The 21767-nt window shown below is 43.4% G+C and carries 8 protein-coding genes; 1 reads left to right on the top strand and 7 read right to left on the bottom strand.

All coding sequences use genetic code 11. The annotated features are described in order from the left end of the window. Positions 1–48 precede the first annotated feature (48 nt). Positions 49–15444 (top strand): T9SS type A sorting domain-containing protein, encoded by a 15396-nt coding sequence (locus AC6JAD_RS08695; RefSeq protein WP_497865294.1) that lies wholly within the window; start codon positions 49–51, stop codon positions 15442–15444. A gap of 276 nt (positions 15445–15720) precedes the next feature. On the opposite strand, the gene AC6JAD_RS08700 is transcribed toward AC6JAD_RS08695, so the two are convergent. The 7 genes from AC6JAD_RS08700 to AC6JAD_RS08730 all read right to left on the bottom strand — a co-directional run bounded on the left by AC6JAD_RS08700 (position 15721) and on the right by AC6JAD_RS08730 (position 21751). After that, positions 15721–16260, bottom strand: a complete 540-nt coding sequence (locus AC6JAD_RS08700) for a LacI family DNA-binding transcriptional regulator (RefSeq protein ID WP_461305343.1) — start codon at positions 16258–16260, stop codon at positions 15721–15723. Then, complete coding sequence (locus AC6JAD_RS08705; protein ID WP_461305344.1) at positions 16257–16925, bottom strand: bifunctional 4-hydroxy-2-oxoglutarate aldolase/2-dehydro-3-deoxy-phosphogluconate aldolase; 669 nt, start codon at positions 16923–16925, stop codon at positions 16257–16259. Before AC6JAD_RS08705 ends, AC6JAD_RS08700 begins: the two co-directional genes overlap by 4 nt. A gap of 18 nt (positions 16926–16943) precedes the next feature. Further along, positions 16944–17984: a PfkB family carbohydrate kinase gene (locus AC6JAD_RS08710; RefSeq protein WP_461305345.1), complete on the bottom strand. Its 1041-nt coding sequence runs from the start codon at positions 17982–17984 to the stop codon at positions 16944–16946. A 19-nt stretch (positions 17985–18003) separates the two neighbouring features. After that, complete coding sequence (locus tag AC6JAD_RS08715; protein ID WP_461305346.1) at positions 18004–18759, bottom strand: SDR family NAD(P)-dependent oxidoreductase; 756 nt, start codon at positions 18757–18759, stop codon at positions 18004–18006. Between the two features lie 14 nt (positions 18760–18773). Continuing rightward, the gene (locus tag AC6JAD_RS08720) at positions 18774–19538 is read right to left on the bottom strand and encodes an SDR family NAD(P)-dependent oxidoreductase (protein ID WP_461305347.1); all 765 of its coding nucleotides are present in this window, start codon (positions 19536–19538) and stop codon (positions 18774–18776) included. Between the two features lie 29 nt (positions 19539–19567). Beyond that, positions 19568–20830 (bottom strand): MFS transporter, encoded by a 1263-nt coding sequence (locus tag AC6JAD_RS08725; protein WP_461305348.1) that lies wholly within the window; start codon positions 20828–20830, stop codon positions 19568–19570. Positions 20831–21049: 219 nt separating this feature from the next. Further along, positions 21050–21751, bottom strand: a complete 702-nt coding sequence (locus AC6JAD_RS08730; protein WP_461305349.1) for a FadR/GntR family transcriptional regulator — start codon at positions 21749–21751, stop codon at positions 21050–21052. Positions 21752–21767: the final 16 nt, after the last annotated feature.

Consider the following 21767-nt stretch of genomic DNA (forward strand, 5'->3'; position numbering starts at 1 on the left):
AACCTATTGCAGGTATTCTCATTTCAGTTTCATCCAACTCTTTTTATTATGAAATCCACTACTAAATATTACGGTAGCATTTTAGTGCTACTCTTGGCCCTCCTATTTGGTTTTCAAATTCAAGCTCAAACCGCAACAGCCCAAGGCAGCAATACCTCAGGTTTTGTTTTTATACCTGGCAATGATACCGCTGGGGCAAATAGAAATGTTACCATATCTGGTATTCCTCCGGGTGCGGCAATTACCAATGTAGAAGTACGCTTAGCCGTATTCCATCGCTTTATAGGTGATTTAATTATGGAAGTTACCGATCCCAATGGGGAAACGATCACTTTGGTAGATCGACCTGGAACTACAGGTGGTACTAACGGAGATGGAAGCGATCTTTTTAGGACTTCGCCTATCACTTTTTCAGATTCCTTCACAGCGAATCCCGAGGAAATGGGAAATACCCTAGGCACCTCGGAAGTGGTATGTCGGGACGATGGTATTTGCGACTATCGTGCTTTTCAGTCCGGTACAGCCTTTGCCGGATTGATAGCCAATATTAATAACAATGGTCTAAGCGCGAATGGTACATGGCAAGTGAATGTTGCCGATGTAGCTTCGGGTGATGATGATGGGAATTTTACGGTACCCTATATTCGAGTAACCTTCACAACGGTTGACTTGGCTGTCTTTGGATCTGATTTCGATGAAGACTTTGTAGTTGTCCGTGATGGAAATGAAACAGTGGTTACTGCAAATGGTACGGAGATTTCTCGAGTACTCAGTGCAGGATTGAGCTCACTTACCATAAATGCACTAGGAGGAGATGATGTGCTTACAGTTGATATGGATGGAGGCGATTTTCCGCATCCTATTATCTTTAATGGAGGTGATCAAAATGGAACGCCAGGAGATGTTTTGCAACTTAATGGTACAGCAAGTTCCTATGCTAGCATTGCTCATAATTTTACGAATGAAAATGATGGTTCCATAGAAGTTTCTGGAAACTCGATGATATCCTATACGGGACTGGAACCTGTTATTGATAACTTGGATGCTGCAGACCGTACTTTTGTCTTTAACGGTGGAGCTGAGACCATAACTTTGGATGACGGAGGTACTTTGGACCTTCGCATCGATTCCACTTTAGGTGAAATGGTTGATTTCAATGAACCTACGGGTTCTCTTTCCATTTTTTCCGGAGATGGAGACGACACCATCAATCTCGAAGGATTTACGGCCACAGAGGATTTTGGTCTTTTTGTGTTGGGAGGCAATGCAGGAGATGCTACACTGGATGTAGTGAACTTTCAGACCAACCCTACTAGCATTAATGGTTTTGTTTCCATAAGTGCCGATCAAATTACTATGAATGCAGACTTGACCTCTGCAGATGCAATCACATTTATCAGTGAAAGACAAACGACCATTAATTCTGGGATTGTGTTGGAATCAACAGCGAGCAGCATTGATATAGACGCAGGAACTTCTACTGTGACTACACTTAACCATGTTGGTTTTCGATGTAATAATTGTACGGTGCGAACGGCCGATGGAAATATTGATATTACGGCCACAGGAAAAAGTAACGGAACTAGCTCCAACCAATCAGGAATTTTTGTAAATAATAATGGGCTTATTACCACAACAGGAACGGGTAATATTTCCCTTGATGGAACCGGTGGAGACGGGGTGAACCGTAATTATGGTACCGCGCTTTCCGATGCCCGTGTGTTCGCACTCGGTGGAGGGGATATCACCATGACAGGAGACTCTGGTTCTAGTACAGGAGAATTCAATATCGGTGTCCGATTACTGGAAACCGATGTGACCGTGACTACTGGAAACCTTTCCATGGATGGTACTTCCAATAACACCGCTAATGGAAATCAGAATATTGGAATTTGGTTGCAAGGACCTTCCAATATTCGAAGCAATGACGGCGGAAACATGACATTTGAAGGAACCGGTGGGATAGGACCTAATGGTTCCAATGCAGGGGTTATTGTCTTTAGCGATATTCAAATTTTTAATGATACTACTTCAGGATCTATTACCATGACAGGTAATGGAGGTGACGAAGGCGATATTAACGATGGTATTTATATCCAAGATGAAAATACACTCATTAGTACCAATGGTGGAGGACTCAGTCTCACGGGTACCGGTGGGGACAGCACGGATGGTATTTTTAACACAGGTATTTACGTAGCCTCCGGGACCCTGCGCGATCAGGGCTCAGGTTTAGTTCAACTCAACGGAACAGCAGGAGATTGTGATGAAAGCAGTGATGGGATATTTATCACCCAGAATACGCAAACAACGCTAGTAACAGCCAACGGTGGTGGTATCTCCATGACTGGCGTAGGACAAACAAGTGCTGGAGCTTTTAGTGCTGGTGTTTACATCCTTGGTGGGCTTGTAGAAGAGTTAGGTTCTGGAGATATAGATATTATTGGAACTGCTGGTAGTGGAACCAATGTAACAGCTGGAATTGTTATTGCTTCAGATGCAACTGAACCTACTATACGGGCTAATGGGGGTGACATTACCATGGGTGGACAAGGAGGAACATCGACTGCCGGAAACTTTTCGGACGGGGTTATTCTACAAAATGGAAATGTGATTGCTAGTGGTACGGGGAACATTCTGGTAGATGGTATTTCAGGAACCTCTACAGGTACAAAGACCGAAGGAGTTTACTGGGAAGAAACCGTTATACGTTCCGAAGATGGGAATATTAATGTTGTAGGTGATTGTGAGGACAATTCTGGAACCGAAAATGCGGGCGTCTACATGATTAACCCTAATTTTGAAACCACCGGAACAGGTAATGCCACCATACGCGGTGCTTCTCTGGATGCAAGCATTCCAGGTGTAGATCAAATTAGTCGCGATCGTGTAAATACGGCAGGTGGCGATATAACCATAACTGGAGTTGTTGGAGAAATCCAAACTCCAGATGGCAATGCTGCAGCATTGTATACAGCCACAAACGTCAACTTTTTTGGAAGATTGGCCCCTGGGCAATCCCCAGGTCGAATCCTGCTTACGGGGAACCTTATTTTCCCAGCTAGTGCAACCTTAGAAATAGAAATTGATGCTTTTACAAATTCAGGAACCGATTATGATAACATTACAGTTCAAAGTGGTGATGTAAATTTGGGAGGTGCCACACTTGATTTAGTGGATAATACTTCCGAAGTAGCCGATGGATCTGAAGTTCTAACTTTAATCGATAATGGTGGTAGCAACCCAGTTACAGGAACTTTTAACGGTTTACCCAATGATTCGGCGATAGCATTTAATGGCGAAACTTGGTATCTCTACTATAATGGAGGAGATGGCAACGATGTAGTGCTTCAAACTACACGCATTGTAACCAATGTTGAGGTAGATGCTGGAGGAAATTTAGTATTTAATGATCCCGATGGCGAAGATGATGACTTAACCATCATAGTAGATGGAACAGATTACCGCATTAGTGATGCCAACCGAGCTTTAATAGCAGGTGCAGGAGCCACCCAGGATGGAGACGATGTATTGGTGCCCATCGCATCGGTGACTGGTAACATCAATGTTAATACACAGGACGGTGACGATAGTCTCACGCTAGATTTTGACGGGGGCGATTTCGACAACAATGTGGAGTACGACGGAGGTGGTCAGACCACTGCAGCAGGAGATATCTTGCAATTTACTGGAGGTGGAACCTATGATAGAATAACACACACATTCTTCAACGAATCCGATGGTTGGGTTTTATTGGATACTGGCGCTTTTCTCGCTTTTACTACTACCTATCTAAACTTAGAACCTGTTGTAGACAATCTCGATATCGTAGATCGTGAGTTTGTGTTTTCTGCTAGCGATGAAACTATTACCCTGGATGCAGGAGGTAATCTTGATCTTCGAATAGATTCAGACTTCGGGGAAATGGTCGAGTTTACCAACCCAACAGGCTCTCTTGATATAAATGCTGGAAACGGAGACGATATCATCAATATTGAAGGACTGGACGCCAACTTCGACGCAGACCTTATCATTGAAGGAGGGTCAACTTCGGATGTAGACACCGTTAATTTCCAAACAACGGCTACTAACTTGGCTAGCGGAGATTTAACCGCTAATAACCAAATTGAGTTTATCAATATTACAGCTGATATAACAACGACGGGAAATATCACTACCAATTCTACCGATGATACTTTGATTTCCGGGGCTAATGTAACTACTACAGATGGAGCCATCTCTATTACGAGTGGTTCCGCTCCAACTTCTGGGCTTAACTACCATGGCTTGGATATCAATAATGCCGATGTACAGGCGACAGGTACCGGAAGTGTAACGCTCAATGGAACGGGTAATAATGCGGGAACTGCAAATAGCCTCAATGGAGTATATATCCAGGGTAATTCAACAGTTTCCACGACTTCGGGAGCCCTAAATATTACAGGGAATGGACCAGCCGCAGGTGGAAATTTCAATATTGGATTCCGAATTGATGGGCCTGCAGTAGCTCAAACTACCAATGGAACCATTAATGCCATTGGAAACGGTTCTGATGGAACGGGATTACTAAATGCCGGTATTGCCCTTGCTTTTGATGGAACACTGCAAGCTACAGGAACAGGCTCGGTAACCATGACCGGGACAGGTGGAAGCAATGCAAGCACAAATTCTTCTTACGGGGTATTATTCCAAGAAGGGCTAGTGTTTACTGCTGGCGGAGGTTCGATTATCAATGGTATTGGAGGAGATGGTACTGCCAACGATGTAGGAGTTGTCTTTTTCGAAGGATCTCAAGTAGCCGACACCCAAAATGGGAATATTCAGATCACTGGTACCGGCGGTCAAGGAGGTAATGGGAATAGTGGAATTATTTCTAACCTTACCCCAGCATCCAGTATTACGAGCAACAATGGAAACATTATTTTAACAGGACAAGGAAGCACCACGGCAACTGGAAATAATAATTTAGGAATAAGTCTGGGCACCTCTATGTCGATCACAAGTACCGGAACTGGATCTGTTACCCTTAATGGTACAGGAGGTCCGGGTGTAAATAATAACGCTGGAGTCGCATTGTTCGGAAGTACTCAGGTACGATCCAATGGTGGCGGAATTACCGTTTCGGGAACCGGTGGAACGGCTACTGGGAGTGCTAACGATGGTATTCAATTGGTGAATACAACCCTACTCGACAACACCAGTGGAAATGTGCGAATCGATGGTTTAGGAGGTCGTGGAACTGACTTTAACGGCGGGGTTTACCTATTGGGCGCAAGCAATATGGTACAAAGTACCGATGGGGATCTGATAATGATAGGAGAGTCGGTAGATTCAGATGGATCCGTAAATGATGCTATTTATTTCGACGCAGCGGGCCTACAAACTACAGGATCGGGTAATATTGTTATTACAGGATTAACCCCCAGCAACAGCTATGCGGCAGTAAGTCTCAATACCAATAATTCACTTGTTAACTCAGCAAATGACGTTACCATAAGCACTTTTAATGGTGCATTAACTTCCCTAGTTGGAGTTCCGACGAATGATCTAATTACAGGAGCCAACTTTAATCTGAATGGTGACATTAATGCCGGTGGAGCGAATATTGGGGTATTCCCAATCGCAGGTAATAGTGAATTGCTCAATAATGGACAAGTCCAAATCAGAATAGATGATTTTACGACCCCGGGTACGGATTACGATCAATTATCCTTAACAGGAACGCTTACCCTAACCGATACCAATCTGGGAATTCTTGATAACTCAACGGGAGCAACCGCTTTTGAAGTCTTAACCATTATCGATAACGATGGAACGGATGCCATAGTAGGCACATTCAATGGGATACCAAACGGATCTCAAGTAGGTCCTTGGTATGTGTATTACGATCAAGGGGATGGGAATGACGTAGTCTTAAGGTCAAGCCCAATAAATGTGTATGTCGATACCAGCGGCAATATGATCTTTACAGATAACCTAGGTGATGATGATGAATTAACACTCGTAATCGATGGAACCAACTATAGAATTAGTGACCCCAACAAACCTGTTATTGCCGGGATTGGAGCTACACAAGATGGTGATGACGCCCTAGTACCCATTGTTTCGGTTACAGGAACTATCGACATCAATACCTTAGAAGGAGATGATAGTCTGAATGTCGATTTGGATGGAGGTGATTTCGGTGATGTGATTGCTTACGATGGAGGCAATCAGAATAGTACACCGGGTGATGTGATGATACTATCTGGGACATCGTTATTTACTACGGTAAGTCACACGTTTACCAATGAAAATGACGGTAGTGTGTCGATCACAGGAAACAGTAATATCGACTATGTAGGGCTAGAACCTATTACCGATAATCTGGATGCCACCAACCGAAACTTTACATTTAATGGAGGAGCAGAAACCATTACCTTGGATGCAGGAGGTAGCTTAGACAACCGTATCGATTCTACCCTAGGGGAATTGGTAGAGTTTACCAACCCAACTAACAATCTTACCATTGACGCAGGATCTGAAGATGATCGAATCAATATACAAGGAGTAGATGCCAATTTCGATGCCAACCTCACTATTGTGGGAGGTATGGGAGAAGACATCTCCGATTTCAATACAAACGACACGAACATTGGTAGCGGAACCTTCAATATTCAAACCGATGGTTTTGTAGCCGTGGGTGCAGACCTGATAACAACGGGTAGTATTTTTGCCGTTTGTGAAGATGAGGTGTTCCTTTCGGGTAGTACCCTTCAAATTACAGATGGAACAATAAATATTAATGCCAATGCTGCGCCAACCGATCCTACAACAAATACGGTAGGGTTTTTCATGACCTCTTCCAATATTATTGCTACAGGAACTGGAAGCATCATATTGGCCGGAATTGGTTCGAATAATGGATCCGGGAATTTTGGGCAAGGAATTGTTATCGCCAATACAGGTATTTCTACGCAATCAGGATCCATTTCAATTACCGGAACGGGATCTTCAGATGCCACGGTCGATCAAAACTTTGGGATCACCATAAATGGAAATGCTTCTATTATTGAATCTGTAGATGGAGACATTACTATTACAGGTACAGGAGGTACTGCTTCGGGTAGTGCGAATATGGGAACACGAATCTTTTCTAATGCCGTAATTCAAACAACAGGAACCGGGAGTGTTACCATTACTGGAAATGGAGGAACTGGAAATGCGAGTAATTTCGGATTATTAATGGATTCGGATGCTGCTATAACTACCAATAGTGGAATACTCACATTAAACGGTACTGCTCAATCCACAGCAAGTGCAGGAAACGATGGTATTCGATTTGAAGGTGCCACAGCGAGTTCAACTTCTGGAGAAGTAATTGTTACTGGAACGGCAGCTTCTACGTCAAATGCAGGGGTATATCTATTCAATACGAGCAATGTTATTACGACAACCGATGACATCACAATCAATTCGGTAACGGGTCCCTTGGCTTCGACAACAGGAACCATTACAGGAGACTTGCTAGATGCCGCCAATGTGGTTATAAATGGAGACTTAAGTCCGGGTCTAACTTCAGCGGGATACTTCCCAGTTGCAGGGGATCTGGTACTTACCAGTGGAGAACAATATCTTTTGAATATTAATGGGTTAAATCCAGGGACAGAATACGATCAGTTGTCCGTTACAGGAACTGTAGACATTACAGATGCTGTTCTTGGTATTACTGATGCTACCGTGATTACCAATCCGTTTGAGGCTTTAACCATCATTGAAAATGATGGAACCGATCCCATTGTAGGCACCTTTGCTGGTTTGCCACAAGGAACTGCCATTGGTAATTGGTTTATTTACTACGATGGAGGAGATGGAAATGATGTAGTCCTTCGCTCAGGTGCAGTCAATGTATACGTTGATGGCAGTGATAACATGGTGTTTGAAGACACTACGGGTGAAGATGACGAATTAACCATTATTATTGACGGAGGTAACTATAGAGTTAGCGATCCAAATAAAGCAGTAGTAGCAGGTAATGGAGCTACACAGGACGGTAATGACGCCTTAGTGCCTATTGCTTCGGTAATAGGAGACATCAATATCAACACCCTTGAAGGCGACGATAGTCTGAATATTGATTTAGATGGTGGGGATTTTGATGATATCATCAATTACGACGGAGGAAACCAGAATTCAACCCCAGGGGATTTTATGATCCTATCGGGTACGAATACAGTAACCAATACAACACATAATTTTACAGATGCCACCTCGGGTAGTGTTTCAGTTACTGGTAACAGTCTATTTAACTATACAGGGTTGGAACCCATAATCGATAACCTTGATGCTTCCACCCGAAACTTCAACTTTAACGGGGGTGCTGAGACTATTACCATAGATGCGGGAGGCAGTCTTGACAACCGAATTGATTCTACTTTGGGAGAGTTAGTGGAATTTAATAATCCTATAGAATTTGTTTTCATAAGTCCTGGTAGCGGTAGTGATATTATCAATGTCGAAGGAGTGGATGCTGATTTTGAAGCAGATCTAATTATCATCGATAATGATGCCGAGGATACTATTAATTTTCAAACCAATGCCACGAATATTGGAGGAGGCTCTAATATCACTGCGACTGCCGAATATATTTCCATCACAGAAGACGTTTCTGTGATTGGTTTGGGACGCATCACCATGAGGGCTGCGACACAATTAACCGTAACGAATAATGCTGTGGTTTCGAGCGAAGATTTTGGTATTCAACTTAGAGGGAACACCTCAGGGATTACGGGTGGTGCAATCGATTTGGATGGCTTGGTTATTGACAATGCCACTGTCCAGGCTACTGGGATTGGATCGGTTGTCTTATCTGGAGTCGGTCGAGGTACTGGAACAACAGCTGGAAACAATGGTATTGTTTTACAGAACAATGCGCAGGTTACAGGCTTAGGTCAAATATTAATTTTTGGTACTGGCGGGGATGGAACCAATAATAACAATGGTGTTCGTGTTGAGAGCAACTCTATTATCGAATCTTTCGGATCAAGAACTATTAATGTAAACGGGTTAACCAGCAATACATCAGGAAATAATAACAATGGGATTTACCTTGTTGGTGGCGGAAGTATCCGCAATGGTGCTGGTGACATAGAGTTGATAGGAGAATCCCTATTAGATGGTAACAACCTAAATATGGGAATCCGTATCGATGGGCCGTCTGCAGTAACAACTGGCGATGGTAATATAGATATCGAAGGAACGGGGGCTCCAGGAACAGGTAACTTGAATATTGGTATTGTACTTCTTAATGATGGTACAGTGCAGTCCACGGGAGCAGGAAGCGTAACTTTAACAGGAAATGGAACCTCGGGAACCGATGCCAACTACGGTATTTTAAATCAGTCAGGACAAGTATTAACCGCTGGTGGTGGCATAACTATGACGGGTAATGGTGGAGCCGGTACTACTTTCCAAAGTGGAACTGTATTCTTACAAGGTGGTACAGCCATCGATTCAGATGATGGCGATATTACTATCAATGGAACTGCTGGTAGTGGAACTAGTGATTCCAGAGGAGTAGTGTTTGGTAATACACCTAGTTGTGTGGTAACCACCAACGATGGAAATATTTCCATTAACGGACAGGCCGGTACAGGAGGCGGTAATGCGAATATTGGAGTATTTATTGCCAATGAAAGCCAAATTTCAAGTACAGGAACCGGAGCGGTCTCCATTATCGGAACTGGCGGAACCGGGGATAGTTCTAATGACGGTATTTTTATATTCGATAGGTCTTCGGTAATCACCAATGGAGGAGGTATTACGATGACTGGATCTGCTAACTCGGCAGCTACGGGGGGGCAAAACATGGGAATTGAATTTAATGACTCTTCTATAGTACAGGACAACGCAACAGGAGCCGTTTCCCTAACAGGACAAGGCGGAGGAGGCGTTGATAATAACCGTGGCCTAAATATTCTTGGATCGGGGACACTCGTGACCAGTGCTGGAGGTGATATCCAACTAATGGGTACAGCTAATGCCAATACCACAGGTGAGAACAATACAGGAACCACTATTAATACCGGAGCTAACGTAGGAACATTAGATACGGGTGTCGTTACCATTACAGGTACTGGAGGTGGCGGTAGCGACAGTAATATTGGGGTCCAAATTCTCAATAATGCTAGTCAGGTAGCCACCGTGAATGGAAATCTTACCATCACTGGAACGGCAACAGATACTGCTGGCGACGATCAAAATGGAATTTCCTTGACGTCCCAAATTGGTGCCATGGGTACAGGAGAAGTAATTTTGAATGGAACTGCCGGACTGGCTACCAGTGCAGGAATCGCATTCAGTAATAATAATGCCGATATTACTACAGGCGGCAATGTAACCTTAAATACGACTACGGGACCCATAACAACACCTGCAGGAGTTCCTACTGCCGATTTAATAAATGCAGTAAATCTTGAAATCAATGGGGAAACCAGAGCTGGTTTCGACAACATCGGTGTGTTCCCAATTGCTGCGAACACAGCACTTTCCAGTGGTGATAATGTGGTCTTTGGAATTTCAGGATTTACCACAGCAGGAACCGATTATGACCAGTGGGTGATTACAGGTACCGTAGATATAACGGATGCAACCTTCACAATTGATGACCAAACAGGCGCAGCTGAAGATAGCTGTGAGACCATCATTCTAATTGACAATGACGGGGCCGATGCTATTATTGGAACTTTCAATGGTGTGCCAGAAGGAGCTTCTGTTTCTTTTGGAAATATTACGGGTAAAGTATCCTATGTAGGGGGTGATGGAAATGACTTCGTTCTTAACTTAGACGACACACCTCCGGTGGCAGTTTGCCAAGACATAACGATTGCTTTAGACAGTACAGGTCAGATATCCATTGTGGCTGCTGACGTAGATGGAGGTTCTACCGATAACTGCGGGATCGATACCCTAAGTATTGATATCGATACTTTCGACTGTGACGATCTTGGGGACAATGATGTAGTTTTAACAGTAACCGATGTAAACGGAAATGTTGCTACCTGCACGGCAGTAGTTACGGTAATCGATATTACTTTCCCTACCATCACTTGCGCTCCTGATGGAACACGCGACACCGATCCTGGTCTTTGCCAGTACACGGTACAAGGAACTGAGTTCGATGCTACCTTTGGGGATAACTGTGGCGCGTCGACTACATTAACAAACGATTTTAACAACTCAAATACCTTAGCCGGAGCAATTCTTTCACCTGGAGAGACCCAAGTTACTTGGACAGCTACCGATAGTAGTGGAAATATCGTCTCTTGTATTGTAACCATTACGGTAGAGGATAATGAAGATCCTATAGTTACTTGCGCTTCAGATGCAACTCGTGATACGGATCCAGGGATCTGCGAATACAGAGTGATCGGTGATGAATTTGATCCTGTTTCAGCGACTGATAATTGTGGTATCAATACAGTTACAAACGACTTTAACAATGAAGCTAGTTTAGACGGTGCATTACTTCCATTGGGAGATACAACAGTTACCTGGACGGTGGATGATGGTAATGGACAGGCGGTAACTTGTCAGGTAACCATTACGGTAGAAGACAACGAAGCCCCAACGATTACCTGTGCTGCCGACGGTACACGAGATACCGATGCCGGGGTATGCGAATACACCGTACAGGGAACCGAATTCGATGCCACGTTCAGCGATAACTGTACCACGGCCACGGTAACGAACGACTACAACAACGCAGACACCCTTGATGGTGCAGTACTTCCTTTGGGAGATACAGTAGTAACTTGGACGGTAGATGATGGCAACGGCCAGACGGCCACCTGTCAGGTAACGATCACGGTTGAAGACAATGAAGCCCCAACGATTACCTGTGCAGCAGATGGTACACGAGATACCGATGCAGGTGTATGTGAATACACTGTACAGGGAACCGAATTCGATGCCACGTTCAGCGACAACTGTACAACAGCAACGATTACTAATGATTATAACAATACGGACACGTTAAATGGTGCAGTACTGCCATTGGGAGATACAGTAGTAACTTGGACGGTAGACGATGGTAACGGTCAGACAGCGACCTGTCAAGTAACCATCACGGTTGAAGACAACGAAGCCCCAACGATTACCTGCGCAGCAGATGGTACACGAGATACCGATCCTGGAGTTTGTGAATATACCGTACAGGGAACCGAATTTGATGCTACGTTTAGCGATAACTGTACCACGGCCACAGTAACGAACGACTACAACAACACAGACACCCTTGATGGTGCAGTGCTTCCATTGGGAGACACCGTAGTGATTTGGACAGTGGACGATGGCAATGGCCAGACGGCTACCTGCCAGGTGACGATCACTGTCGAGGACAACGAGGCTCCAACAATCACTTGTGCTGCAGATGGTACACGTGATACCGATGCAGGTGTATGCGAATACACCGTACAGGGAACCGAGTTCGATGCCACGTTCAGTGACAACTGTACAACAGCAACCATTATTAACGATTATACCAATACGGATACCTTAGATGGCGCAGTACTTCCATTGGGAGACACCGTAGTGACTTGGACGGTTGACGATGGCAACGGCCAGACGGCTACCTGCCAGGTAACGATCACGGTCGAGGACAACGAGGCGCCAACGATCACCTGTGCTGCCGACGGTACACGAGATACCGATGCTGGGGTTTGTGAATATACCGTACAGGGAACCGAATTCGATGCCACGTTCAGCGACAACTGTACAACAGCAACGATTACTAATGATTATACCAATACGGATACCTTAGATGGCGCAGTACTTCCATTGGGAGACTCAGTAGTGACTTGGACAGTGGACGACGGCAACGGCCAGACGGCTACCTGCCAGGTAACGATCACCGTTGAGGACAACGAGGCCCCGACAATCACCTGTGCCGCAGACGGTACACGGGACACCGATGCTGGGGTGTGTGAATACACCGTACAAGGAACCGAGTTCGATGCCACGTTTAGTGACAACTGTACAACAGCAACCATTATTAATGATTATAACAATACGGACACGTTGAATGGCGCAGTACTTCCATTGGGAGACACAGTAGTGACTTGGACAGTGGACGACGGCAACGGCCAGACGGCTACCTGCCAGGTAACGATCACCGTTGAGGACAACGAGGCCCCGACAATCACCTGTGCCGCAGACGGTACACGGGACACCGATGCTGGGGTGTGTGAATACACCGTACAGGGAACTGAATTTGATGCTACGTTTAGCGATAACTGTACCACGGCCACAGTAACGAACGACTACAACAACGCAGATACCCTAGACGGAGCGGTGCTTCCGTTGGGAGATACCGTAGTAACTTGGACAGTAGACGATGGCAATGGGCAAACATTAACCTGCCAGGTAACGATCACGGTCGAGGACAACGAGGCTCCGACGATTACCTGCGCAGCAGATGGTACACGAGATACCGATGCTGGGGTGTGTGAATACACGGTTCAGGGCAATGAGTTCGATCCGAGCTTCAGCGATAACTGTACCACGGCTACGGTAACTAACGATTACAACAACGCAGATACCCTAGACGGAGCGGTGCTTCCGTTGGGAGACACCGTGGTGACTTGGACAGTAGATGACGGCAACGGCCAGACGGCTACCTGTCAGGTTACGATCACGGTCGAGGACAATGAGGCCCCGACGATCACCTGTGCTGCAGACGATACAAGGGATACCGATGCGGGTACTTGTGAGTATACCATTCAAGGCAATGAATTTGATCCAGTAGGCTTTGGTGATAACTGTACTTCTTCATTCATTACCAATAACCTGAATGGAACCGATACTATTGCGGGAGAAGTACTTCCAGTAGGAGACACCACGGTAATTTGGACGGTGGATGATGGCAATGGTCAAACATCTAGTTGCGAAGTAATAATAACAGTAGTAGATACTATTGCCCCAGCTATTTCCTGTCCGACTGATGTTACAACGGATAACGATCCTGGCGAATGCAGTGCCATAGTGGTATTCTCTGACGCTATTGCTTCAGATAACTGTGGAACAGTTACGGTGACACAAACGGATGGACTGCCATCTGGATCTGCATTCCCTGTTGGTATAAACACAGTAGAGTTTACGGCTACAGATGCCAGTGGAAATACGACTGTATGTTCCTTTACGATAACCGTTATGGACAATGAGCCTCCAGTGGTGGTATGTCAAGATATAACGATACAATTGGATGATAATGGTACGGCTACAATTACCGCAGTAGATGTTACAGGGGTCAGTGCAGACAACTGTGGTGTAGCCGTCTCATCCATAGATATAGACACCTTCGATTGTTCCAATATAGGACCTAACGATGTTACCCTCACTGTTACAGATGCGGCGGGTAATTCGGCTACCTGTATTGCAGTGGTGACGGTAGAAGATGTAACCCCACCCGAAGTGATATGTCAAGATATAATTGTTGAATTAGATGACAGCGGGGTCGTGACCATATCCCCAATCGATGTTATTGCCAATGTAAATGACATTTGTGGAATCGATTCCGCTGTTTTGGATATAGATACCTTCGATTGTTCCCATATTGGTGACAATGTGGTTACGGTAACGGTTTCCGATACATCTGGTAATGAGGCTACTTGTACTGCAACTGTAACAGTGGTAGATATAGTAGACCCAGTGATTACATGTACGGACATCACGGTGTCTTTAGATGAGAATGGATTGGCTACAATAACGCCAGACGATGTTGCAACATTCGATGACAATTGTGGAGTTAATACTACTGCCATAGATATTTTCGAATTTACCTGTGATGATATAGGGACTCCGATTACCGTGCAGGTATTTGTCGAGGACACAAGTGGAAATATTGCCAGTTGTACAGCTGTAGTAACGGTTGTCGATGACTTGGCTCCTGTAATAACTTGCCCTGCGGACCAAACCGTAGATCCGGGACCTGGAAATCTGTTTTATGAAATCCCAGACTATATTACAATAGGGGAGGCAACTGCTATCGATAATTGTACAGATCCTGTTACAATTACTATCCAGGATCCTGCCCCGGGTACTTTGGTCCCCGATGGCACCTATACCATTACCATTTCGGGAACGGATGATAGTGGCAATACAGGTACATGTACCTTCGAATTGACAGTGGAAAGCACACTGGGGTTAGAGGATTTACAGGCAGATCTATCCACGATTGTTGTGTATCCGAACCCAGCGACCAACGTGGTGTTCATAAGTAACCCACAGCACATTCCATTAGATGAAGTTACCCTATTTGATCTTACCGGAAGGAAAGTGGCTACTTACGATCTTAGAAATGGAGGACAAGAAAGCGCTATAGATATTTCCAACCTTGCTTCGGCCAGTTACACGATGGTCATACAAGGCAACGGTAAACAATTGAACAAACGACTTATTAAAGAGTAATTTTTAGATTTATTATTGGTTAATTAGTTTCCCTCTAAGGCTTTATGCTGAGGAGGGTTTTTGTTTTCTACCGTTGCAACTTAACAACAGAATTTGCCCTTTTGTATTCGATTTCTGGTAGAAAAAATTCTTTTGTTTTTATTCTGGCTAGCACAACATTGTAGTATTTGAATCACAAAAAACCCCACTCAATATGAATGGGGCAATCACAAAACAAAACAAGAGCGGTTCGATCAAGACTTGTGTAATACTATCAACATAGTTTTGATCGAATGATTAACAAAGCTCAGGCTCTTTTCTTTTGGTCAGAAGTTTTTCAAAAGTATGGGAACAAAACCCTTTTAAATCTTTTTTGGATAATGTCTCCATAATGGATAGGCTTAAAACGGGAATGGTATAATCCCTTGAATAATACTTGTTCCTTAAATTGGTAATTACAATGGCCCCATCAATACTTCCATCGCAAATACTTTCTAAATATTCTATTTCTTTAACTTCACGTTCAAAGGATTGAAAAACGACAATTCGATAGTCATGACGATCCGCTATTTTCTGAAAATTGAATAGGAGATTACTATAAAAATCAATGTTAATTTGAGGTATAATTATGGCTATTGTACGGCTCTTTTTAAGTCGTAAACTTGCTGCCAGGCCATTCGGAATATAATTGTGTTGATCTGCAATGGATCTTATATATCGGCGGGTTCGGGCGCTTACATCCAATTTGTTATTCAGGGCCTTCGATACCGTTGAGATAGAAAAACCAGTTAAAGAAGACAATTCCTTTAGATTTATGGATGTTGGATGAACACTCATTTTTTTAATTCTGAAATGATCTGTAGGGAGGTTCTTGTAAGCTCCTGAATCTTGGCAAAATCGAAATTGCCTTGTCCATCTTTAACCATTAATTTAGATCCCATCCCTACGCAGGTTACTCCAGCCTTAAACCAGCTGGTCAAGTTCTCTTTGGTCGGGGAAACGCCACCTGTAGGCATGATACTGGTCCATTGACAGGGCCCCTTAATAGCTTTAACGAAGTCGGGTCCATAGATTCCGCCTGGGAAAAGCTTTACAATTTCGCAGCCCAATTCTTCGGCTTTCGCAATTTCACTCAGTGAACCACAACCCGGGGACCATAGCACTTTTCTTCTATTGCATACCAGGGCAATATCTTCCCGTAAAACGGGGGTAACTACAAAATTTGCCCCTAATTGCATATAAAGGGATGCCGCAGAAGCGTCGGTCACAGAACCAACACCCATGATCATTCCAGGTAGGTTATTGATAGCATATTTATTAAGGACAGAGAATATTTCAAATGCGAAATCCCCTCGACTTGTAAACTCCATTAAGCGTGCACCTCCATCGTAACAGGCTTTAAGTACTTGCTTGCCAATTTCTATATCGGGATGATAGAAAAGAGGAACCAAGCCTGTTTGTTCCATGGTTTGCGCTACTTCTATTCTAGAATATTGTGCCATAGCATTTGTTTTATCCAATTATCTGGCCACTCGACCAGACGAATCCCCACCCATTAATTTTTCTACTTCTGCAATTGTTGCCAAATTTGCATCTCCTTTAATTGTGTGTTTTAAACATGAGGCAGCAACCGCGAAATCCAATGCATTTTGATCGTCATCGGGATATTTCAACAGGCCGTAAATAAGTCCACCCATAAATGAATCTCCTCCACCTACTCTATCTACAATATCGGTTATTTGATACTCTCTTGATTTATACATTTTCTTGCCATCGTACATGACTCCGGCCCAAGTGTTATGGGATGCAGAGATCGACCCTCTTAAAGTGGTAATTACCTTTTTGGCTCGTGGGAATTTTTGCATCATTTGCTGACAGACGGATAAAAAGGCTTCCGCTTTTACATGTTCTCCTTGAGTGGTAATATCCAAGCCTTCTGGTTTTATACCAAAATGTTTTTCGGCGTCTTCTTCATTACCAAGTATGATATCGCAGTAGGAGGTAAGTTCGGTCATAATTGCTTCGGGTTCAACCCCGTACTTCCATAATTTTGCCCGATAGTTGAGGTCGGTAGAAATAGTAACCCCAAGTTTACTGGCAATTTTTACGGCCTCTAAACAGGCATCTGCTGCCCCTTGCGAAATGGCAGGGGTAATTCCTGTCCAGTGAAACCATTCAACTCCTTCGAATACTTTTTCCCAGTCAATCATTCCGGGTTCTATTTGTGAAATAGCCGAATGAGCCCTATCATATACAACCTTACTACCCCGGCTAACGGCGCCTGTTTCAAGAAAATAGATTCCCAGACGGTCGCCTCCGTAGATTATTTTATCGGTACCTACACCTCTCTTGCGCATTTCCATTAATGCACATTGCCCAATATCATTTTGCGGCAATCGAGTGACAAAGTCTACTGAAACGCCATAATTGGCTAAGGAAACAGCAACATTTGATTCACCCCCTCCATACACAACGTCAAAGGAGTTTGTTTGTGAAAATCGTAAAAAACCGGGCGGAGACAATCGAAGCATGATTTCTCCAAAAGTGACTACTCTACTCATAAGTTCTTTTATTTTTTATCTAACTGAAGGCAAGGCCTCCATTAATATCTACATTATTTCCTGTTATGAATGAAGCTTCATCGGAAGCCAAATAAGCTACCAAATCTGCTACTTCCTTCGCTTGACCTTCCCTTCTCAGTGGAGTTGCACCTGCAACTTTTTCCCTTATCTCATCTTTGGTGAAGTCATCATGAAATTTAGTTCCAATTAAACCAGGGCATAATGCATTTACCCTAATTCCTTTGGGTCCTAATTCTTTTGCCATAGCCTTGGTAAATGTGCTTACTGCCCCTTTTGAGGAGGCATATAATGAAGATCCGCCACCACCACCATCTCTTGCCGCTTGGGAAGAAAGATTGACGATTGCGCCTCCTTTACTCATTAGGGTCTCGAAAGCTTGCATCATAAATACCACGGATTTAAAGTTGACGTCCATGACCAAATTATAAAATGCTTCATCAAATTCTGTCAATGTCTTCCGAGCGAATAGGCCACCGGCATTATTTACCAAAATATCTACATTATTGCCAAAGGCTTCCATTGTTTTTGTCTTTAAATACGCGATATCCGCTAGCTTGGATACATCGGCTTTTACAGCAATAGCTTGGCCTCCCATAGATTCTATTTTGTCCACGGTTGCCTGGGCCTTAGATTCAGAATTGTAATAGTTCACAACAACCTTGGCACCTTCTTTTGCAAGTTTGACGGATATTGCTCTCCCTATGTCCCTCGAGCCTCCAGTTACCACTGCGACTTTCCCTATTAATTTGCTCATTGTTCTATTAAAGTTTAAATTCCTAATGCCTGCCCGCCACCAATCTGTATGGTTTCGGCAGTTATAAATGATGCATCTTTACTTGCTAGAAAGGAAACAACGGAAGCAACATCTTCTGGTTGTCCCAATCTTCCTAACATTATATTGTTTTTCCAAGAAGCAAAAACTTCTGGTTTGGTTGCTTTAATTTGAGCATGAAAAGGAGTATCGATGGTACCGGGTGATACGGCATTTGCTCGAATCCCATATTCGGCTAAATCCTTAGCCAGAGCTCTGGTTATTGCATGTACACCTGCTTTAGATGTGCCATAGATTCCTGCTCCAGGTCCTCCGGCAGTCCATCCTGCATTCGATGTATAGTTAATTATAGACGGATGCTCTCCGTTCTTAAGGAATGGTATGGCTGCTCTTGATGCGAAAAACACGGAGTCGAGATTAAGCGCCATTACAAATCTGTAAAAATCAGTAGTCATTTCTTCAAATCTAGCTCTACCACCTAATCCTCCGGCATTGTTTACCAGCACATCTATTTTACCGTATTTCTCTCCAATTTTGGTAATATTGACGGTTACTTGTTCTTCATTCGTAACATCAAAGCCATAGTATTCTGCAGTAATTCCTTCATCGGTGAGTTGTTTAATTCTTTCGGCTCCAGCTTCATCTTCTATACCGTTTAGGACAACAGTATAGCCATCATGGCCCAACCTTCTTGCTACCTCGAATCCAATACCACCCGTAGCTCCTGTAATTACCGCAACTTTTTCTTTTAATTTGCTCATCTTAGATAATTTATTAAAGGTTATTTTTTTTAGACGTCTATCGGTTTAATCTCTTTAATTAGTACATATATTGAGAGTACAGCCAATGGCGCCAATACAGCTAGTATTATAAATGCCGGCGTATACGACTCTTTTGTAATAATGGGGATTAGCCAATTCATTATGATCACGGATACGGCCCCTATGCTGCCACCCAAACCTGCAAGTGTTCCTACTGACTTACCGCTTAACAGATCACTCGGAATGGTTTGGATATTGCTTATAGCAAATTGAAAACCGAAAAGGACTACAAAAACAAAGCAAACAAATTTTAGGGGTGTATCCGCAAAAAGAATAGCTCCTATTATTGAGATTACTATTATGACCGCTCCAATACTGACGGTTCTTTTTCTACTAAAATCTACAGTAACACGCTTAATAAGTCTTTGCGCGTACCAACCGCCTATCAAACTTCCTATCATAGCGCCCACATAAGGGAACCAAGCATAGTATCCGATTTCCTTCACATTAAAATTGAATACGTCGGCTAAATAGATAGGCATCCAAAAAACAAATAGCCACCAAATGGGTTCGATAAAGAAACGTGCTGCTATGACACCCCATGACTCTTTTTTTGATAGAATTTCCATCACACTTAGGCCTTTGACGTCATCATTGTTCTGCCTGCTTTTATGCCTTCCCGAAATAATATGTGTTTTTTCCTCTTCCGTAATCCAGGGGTGTAATTTTGGTTTTTTCTTATTCATAATCAGCCAGGGAATGATCCAGAGGAACCCAATGACACCAATAATTACAAACGTTAGTTTCCATCCATAGGCACCAAATAATTCTGCAATGGTCGGGGCGGCCACAATCGAGCCGATACCAGCACCTGCGTTAAAGATACCTTGTGCCAGAGCGCGTTCTTGAATTGGAAACCATTCGGCGTTATTCTTAACGGCTCCTGGCCAATTTCCCGCTTCGGCAACACCTAATAGTCCTCTGAAAATTCCAAGCGACGCTGCGCCTTTTGCAAAGAAATGAAGTGCGGATGCAAGCGACCAGAAGAATATGGAAAGCACGAAGCCAATTTTGGTCCCAACTTTATCATATAATTTTCCAGAAATGAATTTACCGGCTGCATAGGTTATCGTGAAGATATTTATGATCCAGGCATAATCTTCTTTCGAAAGCCCTAAATCCTTGCTCATTTCGGGCCACATAATGCCCAATGCAGATCTGTCTATGTAGTTGATGATGGTTGCAAGGCAAACAAGCCCAATAATCCACCATCTGAGGCCTTTTATTTTCATGTTCTATCGGTTTTTTCTGGATACGTTCTCCATTAGGATCAAGGAACAAAGCCAGAAAGCCATATTCTTGAATCAACATAATTTCAAATAAGGGAAAATATCATTAAGGTAGTATCAGGAAATGTGATCTACTACTGCATTGTTTTATCCCCTCCAAAGTATATTTAGTCAGTTAGAGATTAATCGTACATTTAATTTCCAACCGTTGAATTCGTGTCATTAAATATTGTAACAGTATTGATAAAGTACTCTAAAATGTTCCTTCATTCTTTGCTTTGCCAATGATGGGTTCTGGGCTTTGATAGCTTCATAAATTCGCTGATGCTCCTTAATTCCAGAATGAGCTAACTTATCATCACATACATGATACTTTTGGAAATTTGTAATTATCCCTGGTGTGATAATTAGCATAAAAGTATTCATTGTACTGTTGCCGCTTGCCTTCGCAATGGCGAGATGGAAAAGCAAATCCTCTTGTACAGCATCTTCATCGTTTAAGACCTTTTCTGCATAGGCATCCAAGGCTTCTTTCATTTTGATCAGATCTTCTTCAGTTCTTCTCAATGCTGCCAAACGGGCAGTTTTTAACTCCAATAATATGCGAGTTTCAACCAATGATTTAAAATCTGGATCCTCCAACCTCAGGATATCCTCAATCATTCCGTTCATAGCAATTACTCCAATATTTGCTACGAAAGTTCCACTTTGTGGAATTGATTTCAGCAATCCATAAAACTCTAATTTCTGAATCGCTTCACGTATCGTACTCCGGGTTACTTCAAATTTTTCTGAAAGCATTCGTTCCGAAGGCAATTTATCTCCAGGTTCCAGATTTTTCTGATTGATCAGGTCTCTTACCTTTTCAATGACCTCTTTCTGAATTGAGTGTTTTTCAGTTGAATTAAGGACTTCAATTTTCATACATTTTTCTTTTCAA

The organism is Aureisphaera sp., assembly GCF_059726885.1.

What these genes read in the sequence shown, in the direction of transcription:
- AC6JAD_RS08725 (WP_461305348.1), bottom strand. Translation starts at nt 20,830, where the DNA reads ATGAAAATAAAAGGCCTCAGATGGTGGATTATTGGGCTTGTTTGCCTT.
- AC6JAD_RS08720 (WP_461305347.1), bottom strand. Translation starts at nt 19,538, where the DNA reads ATGAGCAAATTAAAAGAAAAAGTTGCGGTAATTACAGGAGCTACGGGT.
- AC6JAD_RS08695 (WP_497865294.1), top strand. Translation starts at nt 49, where the DNA reads ATGAAATCCACTACTAAATATTACGGTAGCATTTTAGTGCTACTCTTG.
- AC6JAD_RS08715 (WP_461305346.1), bottom strand. Translation starts at nt 18,759, where the DNA reads ATGAGCAAATTAATAGGGAAAGTCGCAGTGGTAACTGGAGGCTCGAGG.
- AC6JAD_RS08730 (WP_461305349.1), bottom strand. Translation starts at nt 21,751, where the DNA reads ATGAAAATTGAAGTCCTTAATTCAACTGAAAAACACTCAATTCAGAAA.
- AC6JAD_RS08710 (WP_461305345.1), bottom strand. Translation starts at nt 17,984, where the DNA reads ATGAGTAGAGTAGTCACTTTTGGAGAAATCATGCTTCGATTGTCTCCG.
- AC6JAD_RS08705 (WP_461305344.1), bottom strand. Translation starts at nt 16,925, where the DNA reads ATGGCACAATATTCTAGAATAGAAGTAGCGCAAACCATGGAACAAACA.
- AC6JAD_RS08700 (WP_461305343.1), bottom strand. Translation starts at nt 16,260, where the DNA reads ATGAGTGTTCATCCAACATCCATAAATCTAAAGGAATTGTCTTCTTTA.